The 12,756-nt window shown below is 73.2% G+C and carries 12 protein-coding genes; 4 read left to right on the top strand and 8 right to left on the bottom strand.

Annotated elements, in window-relative coordinates; translation table 11 throughout:
• Window positions 1-4: 4 nt before the first annotated feature.
• Window positions 5-1,003 carry a YhjD/YihY/BrkB family envelope integrity protein gene (locus ACGFW6_RS02520; protein WP_393503779.1) on the bottom strand — a complete coding sequence of 333 codons (999 nt, stop codon included), beginning with the start codon at window positions 1,001-1,003 and terminating at the stop codon, window positions 5-7.
• A gap of 152 nt (window positions 1,004-1,155) precedes the next feature.
• The gene (locus tag ACGFW6_RS02515; RefSeq protein WP_393503776.1) at window positions 1,156-2,556 is read right to left on the bottom strand and encodes a chloride channel protein; all 1,401 of its coding nucleotides are present in this window, start codon (window positions 2,554-2,556) and stop codon (window positions 1,156-1,158) included.
• Window positions 2,557-2,910: 354 nt separating this feature from the next.
• Between ACGFW6_RS02515 and ACGFW6_RS02510 the strand changes: the two genes are divergently transcribed.
• Window positions 2,911-3,705 (top strand): SDR family NAD(P)-dependent oxidoreductase, encoded by a 795-nt coding sequence (locus tag ACGFW6_RS02510; protein WP_393503773.1) that lies wholly within the window; start codon window positions 2,911-2,913, stop codon window positions 3,703-3,705.
• A gap of 37 nt (window positions 3,706-3,742) precedes the next feature.
• Here ACGFW6_RS02510 and ACGFW6_RS02505 read toward each other — a convergent pair whose 3' ends face one another.
• Together ACGFW6_RS02505 and ACGFW6_RS02500 are read right to left on the bottom strand one after the other, a co-directional pair.
• Window positions 3,743-5,854: a SpoIIE family protein phosphatase gene (locus tag ACGFW6_RS02505; RefSeq protein ID WP_393503770.1), complete on the bottom strand. Its 2,112-nt coding sequence runs from the start codon at window positions 5,852-5,854 to the stop codon at window positions 3,743-3,745.
• A 167-nt stretch (window positions 5,855-6,021) separates the two neighbouring features.
• Window positions 6,022-6,825: an SDR family NAD(P)-dependent oxidoreductase gene (locus tag ACGFW6_RS02500; RefSeq protein ID WP_393503768.1), complete on the bottom strand. Its 804-nt coding sequence runs from the start codon at window positions 6,823-6,825 to the stop codon at window positions 6,022-6,024.
• Window positions 6,826-6,909: 84 nt separating this feature from the next.
• On the opposite strand from ACGFW6_RS02500, the gene ACGFW6_RS02495 reads away from it, so the two are divergent.
• The 3 genes from ACGFW6_RS02495 to ACGFW6_RS02485 all read left to right on the top strand — a co-directional run bounded on the left by ACGFW6_RS02495 (window position 6,910) and on the right by ACGFW6_RS02485 (window position 9,048).
• On the top strand, window positions 6,910-7,500 hold the full coding sequence (locus ACGFW6_RS02495) for a TetR/AcrR family transcriptional regulator (protein ID WP_393503765.1): 591 nt from the start codon (window positions 6,910-6,912) through the stop codon (window positions 7,498-7,500).
• A gap of 136 nt (window positions 7,501-7,636) precedes the next feature.
• Complete coding sequence (locus ACGFW6_RS02490) at window positions 7,637-8,284, top strand: nucleoside deaminase (RefSeq protein WP_393503762.1); 648 nt, start codon at window positions 7,637-7,639, stop codon at window positions 8,282-8,284.
• 29 nt (window positions 8,285-8,313) lie between these two features.
• Complete coding sequence (locus tag ACGFW6_RS02485) at window positions 8,314-9,048, top strand: DUF1275 family protein (RefSeq protein WP_393503759.1); 735 nt, start codon at window positions 8,314-8,316, stop codon at window positions 9,046-9,048.
• Window positions 9,049-9,337: 289 nt separating this feature from the next.
• Here ACGFW6_RS02485 and ACGFW6_RS02480 read toward each other — a convergent pair whose 3' ends face one another.
• From ACGFW6_RS02480 to ACGFW6_RS02465, 4 genes are read right to left on the bottom strand one after another with little or no spacing between them, the layout of a single operon-like run.
• The gene (locus ACGFW6_RS02480) at window positions 9,338-9,901 is read right to left on the bottom strand and encodes an HD domain-containing protein (RefSeq protein WP_393503756.1); all 564 of its coding nucleotides are present in this window, start codon (window positions 9,899-9,901) and stop codon (window positions 9,338-9,340) included.
• Window positions 9,898-10,764: an inositol monophosphatase family protein gene (locus ACGFW6_RS02475; RefSeq protein WP_393503753.1), complete on the bottom strand. Its 867-nt coding sequence runs from the start codon at window positions 10,762-10,764 to the stop codon at window positions 9,898-9,900. Before ACGFW6_RS02475 ends, ACGFW6_RS02480 begins: the two co-directional genes overlap by 4 nt.
• Complete coding sequence (locus tag ACGFW6_RS02470; RefSeq protein WP_393503750.1) at window positions 10,761-12,002, bottom strand: alpha-D-ribose 1-methylphosphonate 5-triphosphate diphosphatase; 1,242 nt, start codon at window positions 12,000-12,002, stop codon at window positions 10,761-10,763. Before ACGFW6_RS02470 ends, ACGFW6_RS02475 begins: the two co-directional genes overlap by 4 nt.
• Complete coding sequence (locus tag ACGFW6_RS02465; RefSeq protein ID WP_393503747.1) at window positions 11,999-12,751, bottom strand: phosphonate C-P lyase system protein PhnL; 753 nt, start codon at window positions 12,749-12,751, stop codon at window positions 11,999-12,001. Before ACGFW6_RS02465 ends, ACGFW6_RS02470 begins: the two co-directional genes overlap by 4 nt.
• Window positions 12,752-12,756 lie beyond the last annotated feature (5 nt).

Here is a 12,756-nt window from a genome sequence, read left to right as displayed (position 1 = left end):
GCGGTCAGGGCTCGCGCTCGTCCCCGGCGGGGCCGGGAGGCGACGTCGGTGTTCCCAGGTGCCGCCTGAGGAACGGCTCCTGGGACAGGACGGCGCCCACGCTGAGGCCGATGGCGACGGCGACGCACACCACGATCAGCCAGGACAGCAGGACGAAGACCGAACCGGCGGGGCCGTACCCGGTCAGCGCCCGGTCGAGGGCGCGCGGCATGTAGAAATGCGCGGTCACGGACAGGGCGCTGACCGCGATCGCCGTGATGACGGCGCCCGGCAGGAGGGGCTGCCAGCGGATGGCGCCGCCCAGCAGCAGATGCTGGGTCCACCACCACATCGCCATCTGGATGACGAGGATGACCGGGGCACCGAACTCCGCTCCCCGGCCGAACCCGTTGTGCAGCAGCCCCTGCAGGACCAGCGCGCCGAGCCACAGCACGATCCACGCCAGCCACCGCCACGGAGCGACCCTGGCCTCCGCCCGGGACAGCAGCCAGACCCGTCTGCACAGCCGCTGCACCGCCCGGCTCACCGCGGTGGCCGACAGCAGCACCATCAGCGCGCCCACCAGCCCGGTCGCCTGGCGCAGATCGTCGGTCGAGGGCTGAAACGCGTGCTCCACCTGTGCCTTCGCCTGCCCCGTCAGGCCGAAGACCCTGTTGACCGAGGTGATGACCTGGTCCTGCACCGCCTCCGGCGCGTACGCGCCGAGCACGAACAGCAACGGAACGGCCGTCAGGAAACACTGCGCGGCGATGCGGGTGGCCGAGTCGAAGATGTTCACGGACACCAGCCGGTCGACGAGTCCCGTGATCACCGGAAAGCGGCGCTCCAGGCGCGCGTGCAGCGCGTGCAGCCGGGCCGTCAGCCGTTGTGCACGGTCACCCCACCACTCGGCGCGCAGCGGGGAGCGCGTCCGAGGACGGGCATTCTCCTCGGCCCGTACGTCATCGGGCCGGCTCGACGGCGCACCGGAGCCGGAACCCTCGTCCCTGCCCCCGGGTTTCATCAGACGCCGGTGCGGGCGCACCCGCGGCAGGAAGCCGGGACCCGGGCCCCCACCGTCGACGGCACCCCTGCCGAAGTCTTCATCGAGCCGCTCCTTCCCACCTCAAGAGTGCGCGCGGAACCCGGCCACGGCACCCCCGGCCCCTCGGACGGTCAGGTGGTTTCGGGGCGGTCGCCCGGCGTGACGGAGGGCCGTTCGGGCGGCGGTTGCGTCGGCCGGCCCGGCACGGGCACGGCCGGGCCCGGCGGCAGCATCTGGACCGTCACGAAGGCCACCACGGCCGACAGCATCACCACCGGAGTCATCGCGGCACTCCCCATCACCAGGACCACCAGCACCGCACTGCTCACGGGCAGCCGCAGCGCCGCGGCGGCCGCGGCCGCCATGCCCGCCGCCAGTCCGGGCACGACGCCCAGCCCGGGCAGCGGCGCGAGCAGCACGCCGGCCGCGCCCCCCAGGAAGAGCGCAGGAAAGATCGGGCCACCGCGCAGGCTCCCCAGGCACAGCGCGTACGCCACGGCCTTGAACAGCAGTACGGCGATCAGCGCGCCGACGCCCCAGGAGTGGGGGTCCTGGGCCAACTGGCCCAGCGTGGACTGGCCGGACGACGCCACGTCCACCGGCGACCGGTCGGTGATCAGCGTGTACACCGCCGCGCACGCTCCGGCGGCCAGCGCGCAGGCCGTCGTACGGACGATTCTCCGCTGCGAGACGAACAGCGCTGTCAGACGCCCGGTGTTCATGACCAGGTGCAGGACGACGCCGATCGCGACGGCCATCAGCACGGACCAGAACACGTCCCCGGTGTCGAGCCGGGGTGTCGGCTCGCTCAGGTCCAGCGACAGACTGCCGGTCGAAAGGCCGGTCCAGCGGCCGAACCCGGTGAACACGAGCGAGCCGATGCCGCTGGACAGCAGCGCCGGCAGCATGACGGCGAACAGTTGCGGGCCGCCGACTCCGGCCACCTCGATGAGGAGCACCGCACCGATCAGCGGGTTGCCGAAGATCGCCGGAAGCGCCGCGGCGGCACCGGCGGCCGCGAGCAGCGGGGTGCTCTTCGGTGTCACCGGGGCGCGCGCCAACTGCCCGAAGAGCAGGGCCAGACCGCTGCCGAGCGCGATCAAGGGGGCTTCGGGGCCGAGGGTGGCGCCGAGCGGCAGGCTGGCGAAGGCCGCGATCACGACCCCCGGCAGCGCCGACGCGCCCTGCCCCGGAGCGTGCAGACCGGCGGCGGGGACATGGCCGCCGGCGCCCGGCAGGTACTTGACCACGAGACCGACGGCGACACCGGCGACCGCCAGCAGCGGGAACGGCCACCACCAGGGCGGTGTGTCCCATCCCCACTCCGAGGGCAGATCGGCCCACAGGGCGTGCTCCAGCTCGTGCACGGCGGCCAGGAACCAGAACGCGATCAGGGAGACCGGGACACCGATCAGCGCGCAGAGGACGAGGGCCTTCTGGTAGGCCGGGCTCCGCAGCAGTTCACGCAGCCGGTCGGCCTCCTCCGGCTGGGTACGGGCAGCCGGCGCGGCCGCGGACCCCGCGTCAGGCACGGCCCCGTTCCTCCTGTGTCCGCCGCCGTCCCGGGGCCGCTCTCCGGCCCCACGCTCCCGTCTCCTGGTGCATGGCCACTCCTCAAGCGTGGTGTCGGACCCGGTCGCCTGCCTCACCGGGCGTCGAACGCCCGTGCCACCGCGGGAGGAACGGTGTCCTGAGACATTGCAGCACCGGGCACGGCAGCCTGCACGTTCGCGAAGGGCCATTCGGCTCGTTCCGTGCCACGGGGGCAATGAGGCGCGTACGGAGAATGACGGCGTCTGCCTGTAGAGCGCGTATGCATGCGATCTCCCGGGTACCCAGGAAGCACATCCACCCGTGCGATCGCACGCGAAAGGGGCTGCTTGGGCATGCAGATCGATCTGAAGGGGCGCACCGCGCTGGTCACCGGATCCACTCAGGGCATCGGTGCGGCGATCGCCGCGGGACTCGCCCGTGCGGGTGCCCGCGTGGGCGTCAACGGCCGCAGTCCCGAGCGTGTGGAGCAGAGCGTCGCCGGACTGGCCAAGGAGGTGCCGGGCGCCACATGGGTGCCGGTGGCTGCCGACGTGACCACGCAGGAGGGCGCGGACCAGGTCGCCGAGATGCTCCCGGACGTCGACATCCTCGTGAACAACCTCGGCGTCTTCGGCGCCGCCGATCCCCTGGAGATCAGCGACGAGGAGTGGCGCCGCTACTTCGAGGTGAACGTGCTCTCCGCCGTACGGCTGACGCGGATGTACCTTCCGGGCATGACCGGGCGCGGCTGGGGCCGGGTGCAGTACATCGCCAGCGACTCGGCGATCGTCACGCCGGCCGAGATGATCCACTACGGCATGTCCAAGACGGCGCTCCTCGCGGTCAGCCGGGGATTCGCCAAGCAGGCCGCCGGCACGGGGGTGACGGTGAACTCCGTCATCGCCGGGCCCACCCACACGGGCGGCGTGGAGGACTTCGTCCGCGAACTGGTCGACCGCGACCTGCCCTGGGACGAGGCCCAGCGCGCCTTCATGCGCCGGCACCGGCCGCAGAGCCTGCTGCAACGGCTGATCGAACCGGAGGAGATCGCGCACATGGTGGTCTACCTCAGCTCCGACCAGGCCTCGGCCACCACGGGAGGCGCGCTGCGGGTGGACGGCGGATACGTCGATGCGATCCTGCCCTGAGCGCCCGGCCCCGGCGCCTCCCGCCGGCCCCCGTCGCTCACGACTCGGCGAGGCGATTGGGCTGGAGCAGGAGCAGGGCGATGTCGTCGATGGGCTGGTTGGTCCGGCGGGTGTGGCGGACCAGGCTGTCGGCGAGCTGGTGCAGCGGAAGGTCGCCGGACTCGCCGAGGTGGCGGGCGAGGTCGTCGATGGTCCGGGTGATGTCGGTGCCGGGATCCTCGACCAGGCCGTCGGTGTAGAGGGCGAGGAGCGTCTCGGGAGGCAGGGGCAGCCTGGTGACGGGGTACGAGGGGACGCCCGCGCCGATGCCGAGCGGGGGACCGGGACTGATGTCGACGACCTGGGCCCGGTGGTCGGCGTGCCGCAGCAGCGGGGGAGGGTGCCCGGCGCTGGCGAGGGACACCTCGTGCCGGGCGAGGTCGAGGTGGGCGTAGAGGCAGGAGACGAAACGGCTGGCGTTGAGGTCGGTGAGGTCGCGGTCCGTGCGGATGAGGACCTCGTCGGGCGCGGCTCCGGCCGTGGCGTGGGAGTGGACGGCCATCCGGACCTGGCCCATGAGGGCGGCCGCCATCATGTCGTGTCCCTGCACGTCTCCGATGACCGCCGCGGCGGTGGTGCCGGTCAGGCGGATGAGGTCGTAGAAGTCGCCGCCGATGTTCATGCCCTGCCCGGCCGGGAAGTAGCGGGCGGCGACCTCGAGACCGGTGACGCTGGGCAGGGACTGGGGCAGCAGGGTCTGCTGAAGGGCGAGCGCGAGCCCGTGCTTGGCGTCGTACAGACGCGCCCGGTCCAGCGCCTGGGCGATGAGACCGGCGAGCGGCGTGAGGATGGAACGCTCGGCGACCGGGAACGGGTGCGGGTGGTTGTAGGCCAGGAGAAGACAGCCGATGGGGCGTCCCGAGCTGAGCAGCGGCAGGAACGCCCAGGCCTGTTTGTCGCTGAGCTGCGGCGCCTTCGGATAGAGGCGGTCCAGCTCGTCGCGGTCGGCGAAGAACGAGGACGCGCCGGTGGCCAGCGCGTGGCCGGCGGGTGTGAGGTCGGCGTCCGTGGGCAGGCCGTCGAACTGGTCGATGAGGTGCGGCTCGTAGCCGCGGTACCCGATGATCCGGATACGGCCGGCGTCCGCGGTCGACATGATCATCCCGTGGGCGCCGAAGACGGGCAGGATCTGGTCGCCGACCAGATCCACGACGTCCTGGACGCCGACGGTCTCCGTCAGTGCGGCGGCCAGGCCCATCAGGAGATGGATACGGCTGTCCGGCGGGGCGCCGGTGGAGGCGGGCCGGGTACCGATGGGCCTGGACGAGTGGTCGGGCGTGACCAGGATGCTGGTCCCGGTGTCGTCCGCGTGGAGCCGCAGGTCGAGCCACTGGTCCGGTGGGCGCAGGACGGTCAGACTCAGCGACTCACGGCTGCTCATCGCGATGCGGTACGCGTCCATGTACGCGATGTTGTCGAGCCACGGCAGCGACATCCACGGCTCGGTCCCCAGCAACTGCTTCGCGGGGCTGCCCAGCAGGCTCGCCGCGGCGGCGTTGACGTAGGTGATGCGTCCCGCGTGGTCGAGGGAGAGTGTGCCGACGGGGAGCCGTTCGACGAGGGTGGCCGCCTCGTGTGCGGACTGGGCGCTCGTGTCCGGGCGGTGGGGGCGCACGAAGCGAGGCCGGTCCGGGATGTCGGGAGGGGAGGATGCCGCGTTCAGCACCCGGGTGAGCCGCCGAGCGGCGGAGGCCAGTCGTCCGCGCTCACGGGGACCGAGACGCGGGGACCGGTCGGGGCCCCACAGCAGCAGCATCGTGCCCCGGCAGTGCCGGACCCCTCTGAGCGGGACGAGCGCGAACGCGATCTCGTAGGGGAGGCTCGCCGCCACGCGCGGGTAGCGCCGCGCCAGCTCCTCGAGGGAACTCACCCAGACGATCCGCTCGGTGCGCACCGAGTCCTGGGCCGGACCGTGGGCGGCGTACGCGGTGCGCCACCAGGGCGCGAAGGCGTCGATCGGTATCCCGCACAGCGCGATGAGCCCCAGCACTTCCTCGGCCGGGTCCAGTACGTAGACGCCCCCGTACCTGGCACCGGTGCGGTGTACAGCCGCAGCAAGGGCCTCATCGAGCGGATCAGCTGCACCTGGCGTCTCACCGGCCCTGGTCATGCGGCGCAGAACCTAACGCCCATATCAAGAACGCTAAGCCCGAGTGGGGGGTAGGGCATGTGGATCAGGGACGCAGAGGCGCCGCGGAGCGGCGTGTCCGCGCGGCGAGGCACGGACACCACCGACCCGCCGCGCCCCCGTGACGGCCGGGGCGTTCCCGCCGACCGTCATGCCCCCTGAGCGGTGAGCCGCCCGATGACCCGGATCACCTGGCGTCGACTGGCCAGGCGGCGGGCGAGGAACGCCATCGTTCGGTTCAGCCGGCCGGCGATGACGCTGGGGGGCGGGTTGCGTCGGTCGAGGGCGGTCAGCGCGGTGCGGACGACGTCGGCGGGTGAGGCGAGACGGCTTCCTCCGGCCGCCTGCATGGTGCCCACGACGTCGAAGAACTCGGTCCGGGTGGCGCCGGGGGAGAGGGCCAGCACCCGCAGGCCCGAACCGCGCGACTCCTCCCACAGGGCCTCGGTCAGGCTCAGGACGAACGCCTTCGTCGCGCCGTAGAGAGCCATGCGCGGGTTGGGCTGGTACGCGGCCATGCTCGCCACGTTGACCAGCACCCCGCGCCCCGCCGTGCGCAGCGGCTCGATGAAGGCGCGGCTGATGTCGGCGACCGCCGTCACATCGACGGCGATCTCCTTGCGCAGCCGCTCGGGGTCGGCCTGGTGGAACGGGCCGAACGTGGCGAACCCGGCGTTGTTGATCACACTCGTGACCTGCAGGCCGAGCTGCTCCACCCGCGCCGCCAGCCTCTGCCCCGGGTGGTCCGCGGCCAGGTCCATCTCCACCACGTGGACCCGGACCCCGTGGGCCGCCCGCAGTTCGGCGGCCAGTTCCTCCAGGCGGTCCATGCGGCGGGCGACCAGTACGAGGTCGGAGCCGCGAGCGGCGAGGTGGCGCGCGAACTCGGCGCCCAGACCGGCACTGGCGCCGGTGATCAATGTGGTCTGTCCGTGATAGTCGACGGCTGACATCGCATGCCCCACTTTCAGTTGCTGCCTAGCTGGCAGTTAATGCCAAGTAGGCGGTCGCTGTCCAGAGGAGGTAGCCTGACGCCCATGACGACCTTGTGGGACCGCTCGCGGCAGGTGGCCGTCGAGGCGATCCTGGACACGGCGGTCCGTCTGTTCACCGAGCAGGGCTACGAGCGGACGACGATCGCCCAGATCGCGCGGGAAGCGGGGATCTCGCAACGCTCCCTGTTCCGCTACTTCGGCACCAAGGAGGACCTGGTCTGCGGTGACCAGGACGCGCTGGGCGAACTCCTGCGGCAGACCGTCGAGCAGCAGCCCGCCGACGTCTCCGCCTGGGACGCCCTGCGTGCCGGATTCGAGGTCGTCCTGACGGCACGTCACACCCCGGAGCGGGTCCTGGAGTTGTCCCGCCTCATCTTCGACACGCCGTCCCTGCATGCCCGCTACATCGAGAAACGGCTGCGCTGGCAGGCCGAACTCGTCCCGGTCGTCCGGAAAAGGCTCGCCGCCGGCACCTCCGCCGAACCGAGTGCGGACCCCCGCGCCAAGGCGATCGTCGCGACGGTCTTCGCCTGCGTCGACACGGCGTCCGAGGTGTGGGTCAGGCATGACGGACGACTCGACCTGGCCGACCTCTACGACCAGTGCCTCGCGGCCGTCCGGGGCGCCGGCTGAGGGCCACTTGCGCCATGCCCGGTCGGGCGCACCGGCCTCCCGGCTCGCCGGAAGCATGGGAGCGCCACACCCTGGACACCATCTGTGATGATCCACTCACGTCGTGGAGCCAACGGTGTCGGGCGAGGAGAAGCACATGGATGCGGGCAGGCCTCAGTTCCTCGGCAGGTGCGCAGTCGTGCTCTCGGGCGCCGCGGCGCCGCTCGCGCTGCCGCAGGACATGCTCCAGCGGGGGCACGCCCTCCCCGAGCCCGGCGCCGGGGCGGGCGCCGCGACGGAACGGCCGACCGGCGCCGGGCACGAGCGGTTCATGTGGCTGGCCGTCGAGCAGGCACACCGGAACCCCAAGTGGCCGTTCGGTGCGGTGATCGCGCACACCCGCACCGGCGAGATCCTGGGGAGCGGGGTCAACACGGGAACGGACAGCCCGCTGTTGCACGGCGAGGTGGTCGCCATGAACGACTACGTGCGCCGGCAGGGGAACCAGGGCTGGGCCGACGCCACCCTCTACACCACGGGCGAGCCGTGCTCGATGTGCATGAGCGCGATGGCGTGGGCGAACCTGCGACGCGTCGTCTGGGCCAGCTCGATCGACGACATCCGCGCCACCGGGGTCGTCCAGATCGACCTGACCGCACGTCGGGTGGCCGACGCGGCACGTTCCTTCTACGCCCCCGAGCTGCTGCTGGGCGGTGTCCTCGCGCACCACACCAACCGCCTCTTCCGGGAGGCTCAACGGCTGCGCGAGAGGCTGCCGGACGCGCCGGGGACGATCTACGGGTAGCCGCGTACGGATAGTTATCCTCGGGCACTGTGAGTGACAAGCGCCGAGGGCGGGCCGGTGAGCGCCCGGTACGGCCCCCCACGGAACCAGGGGTGGCGCTGCACCTCGCCCTCGTCCTTCTGGTGGCCGCGTCCGGGGCGGTGGAGACCATCTCCTTCATCGCCCTCAAACACGTCTTCGCCGGAGTCATGACGAGCAACCTCGCCCTGCTCGGGATGGCGATCGGCCGGGGACAGGAGACGGGCGTCACCGCGGCGGTGCTCGCGCTGACGGGCTTCGCCCTCGGCGCCGGCGTGACGGCCCGGCTCACCCGAAGGAGCGTGGAGACGGGTACGCGTTGGCCGCCGCCGGTGATGTTCTGCCTGGCCGGCGAGGCGGTCGTACTGGCCGTGGGCGCGGTGACCTGGGCCGCCCTGCACGGAACACCGGGGCAAACGGCCCGGGACGCCTTGCAGTTCGGAGCCGCCGCCACGATGGGAGTCCAGTCGGCGGCCATGGTGGCGGCCGGCCGGGCCGCGTCACCGACCACGTATCTGACCGGCACCCTCGCCACGTTCATCGTGCGGGGCGTGGGAGCGGGCCGCGCGAACCGCTGGGTGCCCGCCCAGCTGGGCGCGCTGATGGTGGGAGCGGGGACCTCCATGCTGCTGCTCCGGAAGGCGCCCGAGTGGGCGGGCGTACTGCCCGTGGTGCTGGTGGTGGCCGCCATGCTGACCGCCGTCGCACCGGTGATCCGGATGCGCCGCCGCTCCGGCGGCAGTTGAGGGGCGAGCGCGCGCACGCAGGGGGCGTACGCGTGCGGGGCGGTGGCGGCGCCGCTGCCCGCAGGGAGCCCCTGCGTTCGGCCTCATGGGCCCACTCGACAGGCCGCGGCATACGCGGCAAGTCCCACTCGACAGGCTGCGGCATACGCGGCAAGTCCCACTCGACAGGCTGCGGCATGCGCGGCAAGTCCCACTCGACAGGCTGCGGCACAGCGCGACTTGAGGTCCCCACTCGATGAGCGCGGAGCGGGCCGACCGGCCGACCGGCCCGCCCGCTCCGCGCCACCCGTCAGACCTCCCGCGCGGCGACACAGCGGGCGTGCGCCCCCAGCAGGGCCGGCAGCGGCAGCAACGGGCCGTCCGGGTCCTTCGCCGCGTCGTCCCAGCGACGCAGCGCCACCGCCTCCGCGGCCAGCGGATGGGCCGCGAACTCGGCCACTTCGCGCTCGTCCATCGGGCCGCCCTGGACCTTCAGCGACGCGACGGACACCGGGCTGAGCAGGGCGTGGTACGCCGCGTCCGTCGCCACCAGATAGCGCTTGGCCGGCACGTGCTGCGCGATGACCCACGCCGCCCGCTCGCTCAGCCGGCGCCGGGCGAACGCCGCGCCCGCCAACTCGTGCGGGAGCCCCGGGTGCTCGGCTCGCACGGCGCGGGCGCGGCCGATGTCGTGCAGCGCCGCCGCGACCACCAGCTCGTCGTCCGCGCCCGCCTCCGTCGCCAGCCACGCCGTCTGGAGCGCGTGCGTCCGCTGGTCGACGGCCTCACCGTCGTACGGCAGGCCCGCGAGCCCGTCGACCAGCGCCGTCAACTCCTCACCGGTCAGCGGGTGGTGAGAGTCAGGGGACGTCATCGTTCCTCCGTTCCGCGGATGGTCTCCGCCAGTTCCTCGGCGAGCTGCGGCGTCGCCGCCACCACGCCCGACCAGCGCCGGGTCAGGTCGGGGTCGATCTCCAGCGGGCGGCCGTGCACATCGATCACCGCGCCGCCCGCCGCCGGCACCGTCACCATCGCGGCGGCCAGATCCACGATCCGGTGCGTGTCGGAGCCGGCGTCGGCGAAGGCGTCCGTCGAGCCCTCGGCCACCAGCGCCGCCTCCAGGCAACTCGTCGACAGGATGCGGATCCGGGCGGCCCGCGTCGCCACCCGCCACCACGCCTCGGCGATGCGCGGCTGGGGACGGAGCAGACTGACCGCGGCACCGTCCAGTTCCGTACGGCCGTTCGTGCGGTACGGCGACGGCTGCCCGGCCACCGTGTGCCAGCAGCGGCCCGTGTCCAGCCAGCAGGTCAGCGCCTCCGTCGGCACCCCGTCCAGCGCGATGACGCCCGCGAAGGCGGACAGCGGGACGCCCGCGGCGGCGTTCGCCGTGCCGTCGACCGGGTCGGTGACGAGGGTGACGGCGGAACCGTTGTCGATGTGCCCGAGTTCCTCGCTCAGCAGGTTGATCCGGTGGGCGTCCACGACCTCGGCGAGCGCGGTGTCCACCAGGATGTCCAGCCGCATCGTCGGCGTTCCGTCCGCGCCTTCCTGGACCTTCTCGGCCAGTTGCGCCCGGTCGTACGTCTCGCGCGCGCTCCGGAAGGCGGTCACCGCCGCCCGCGTCGCCGCGGCCAGCGCCGGGTGGACGCCGGAAGGCAGGTGCGGTTCCGGCACCGGCCACGGGATACGGCCGCTTCCGGGGACCGGCCCGCCCGCGGAGAAGGAGCCGCTCACGCCGCCTCACCCCCGGACGCCGCGCGCAGCACCGCCGCCACGACCGGCCAGGGGCGTCCCGGCTCCGCCAGCACCAGGTCCGCCCGCAGCCCCGCCTCCAGCCGGCCACGGTCCCGGAGCCCGGCGACGTCGGCGGCGCCGCCGGTGACCAGACCCACCGCCTCGGGCAGCGACGCCAGTCCCTCCTCGGCGAGCAGCAGCGCCGCCCCGAGCAGCCCCGAGGGCAGATAGTCCGAGGCGAGCGCGGTGACCAGGCCGCCGGCGACCAGCTCGCGGCCGGAGGCGTTGCCGTTGTGGGAGTGGCCGCGCAGGACGTTGGGCGCGCCCATCACGACCGGCATGCCGTGCTCACGGGCGGCCTTCGCCGCGGCCGTGGTGGTGGGGAACTCCGCGACGGAGCCGCCCCGTGCGCACAGCTCCTCGATCTCGCGCGGTGAGCTGGGGTCGTGGCCGAGCAGCCGGATCCGGCCCGCGCGGGCCTGCTCGCCGAGCCACTCCAGCGCCTCCTCGCGGACGTCGAGGCGGCCGTCGCGGTCCACGATCAGCCGGTCGACGTAGGCCCGCGCCGCTTCCTCGGTGACGCCGCGGGTGCCGACGAGGTAACGCTCGTAGTAGGCGCGGTCCGCGTACTGGCCCTGACCCGGGGTGTGGTCCTCGTGCGACACCAGGACCGGCCCGTCGGCCGTGTCCCCGATCTCCGCCAGCCGCTGCCGCAGCCCGGCCAGGCCCTCGGGGCAGCGCACGTCCAGGCGGTGCAGGACGCGGTGCTCCACCAGCCCGTCGTCGCCCCGGGCCGCGACCGCCGCACAGATCCGGCGCGCGTTCTCCAGCGTCCGGCGCATCCCGCGCCCGCCGCTCTCCTCGAACGCCGCGCCGTGGAACGCGGTCGTCACACCGGCCGCGCGCAGCTTGCCCTCGAAGGACAACAGGGCGAATTCCAGGGGCAGTTCCGCCCCCGGCCGGGGCAGCTGCTCCTTCTCCAGCCCGTCGCTGTGCACGTCCACGAGCCCGGGCAGGCACAGCATGCCCTGGCCGTCGACATCGGCCTCCAGCCCGGCCGGGTGCGGTTCGACGGCGGCGATCCTGCCGTCCCGCACCGCGACGAGGGCGTCGTCGAGCACCCGGTCGGGCAGCACCGCCCGGACGTGCCCGAGCACGTAGTCCGCGGGCGGACCGCCCAGTGTCCAGCCCTGCGCGGGCGCCTCGGCCTGCTCCCTGCTCGCCAGTCCCGTGCTCATGCCGCCGCCTCCAGCATCTCCGCCGGTGCGCCCTGGCGCGCGATCCGGCCGTCCCTGACGAACACCACCCGCGACGCCAACTGCCGTATGGCGTCCATGTCGTGGAAGACGGCGAGGACGGCGACGCCCTGCCCCGCCAGTGCGTCGATCAGCTCCAGCGCCGCCTCCCGGTTGGCCGGGTCCAGCGCGGACACCGGCTCGTCGAGGAGCAGCAGCCGCGGCGGCTGCACCGTGCCCGCCGCCAGGTTCACCCGCTGGCGCTCACCGCCGGACAGGACACTGCAGTCGACGTCCCAGAGCGTCTCGTCGAGGTTCAGGCGGCGCAGCGCGTCCGCCGCGGCCTCGCGCGCCTCGCCCCGGTCGAGCCCGCGCCGCCGGGCGGTCGCGGCGACCACCTCCAGCGGGCCGGTGCGCGGCGGAGCGGCGAGGAACTGCGAGACATAGCCGAACTCCCGGCCCCGCAGCCGGGCCATCTCCCGGTCGGCCAGCGTGGTCAGCTCCACCGGCCCGGCCGCCGTACGCAGCCGTACGGATCCGGAGTCCGGCAGGTACGTGCGGTACACGCAGCGCAGCAGCGACGACTTGCCCGCCCCGCTGGGCCCCGCGAGGGCGACGTGCTCACCGGTCGCCACGTCGAGGTCGACGCCGTGCAGCGACGGCACGGTCCGGCCGTCGATGCTGTGCAGGGTGAAGGACTTGTACAGGGCGCGTACGGACAGTACGGCGTCCTGGGCTTCGGATGTGCTCACCGGGC

It is taken from the genome of Streptomyces sp. Y7 (assembly GCF_043195415.1).
GTDB lineage: Bacteria > Actinomycetota > Actinomycetes > Streptomycetales > Streptomycetaceae > Streptomyces.
Note: the sequence above shows the minus strand (reverse complement) of the source record. Positions and strands in the feature narration are given on the sequence as shown.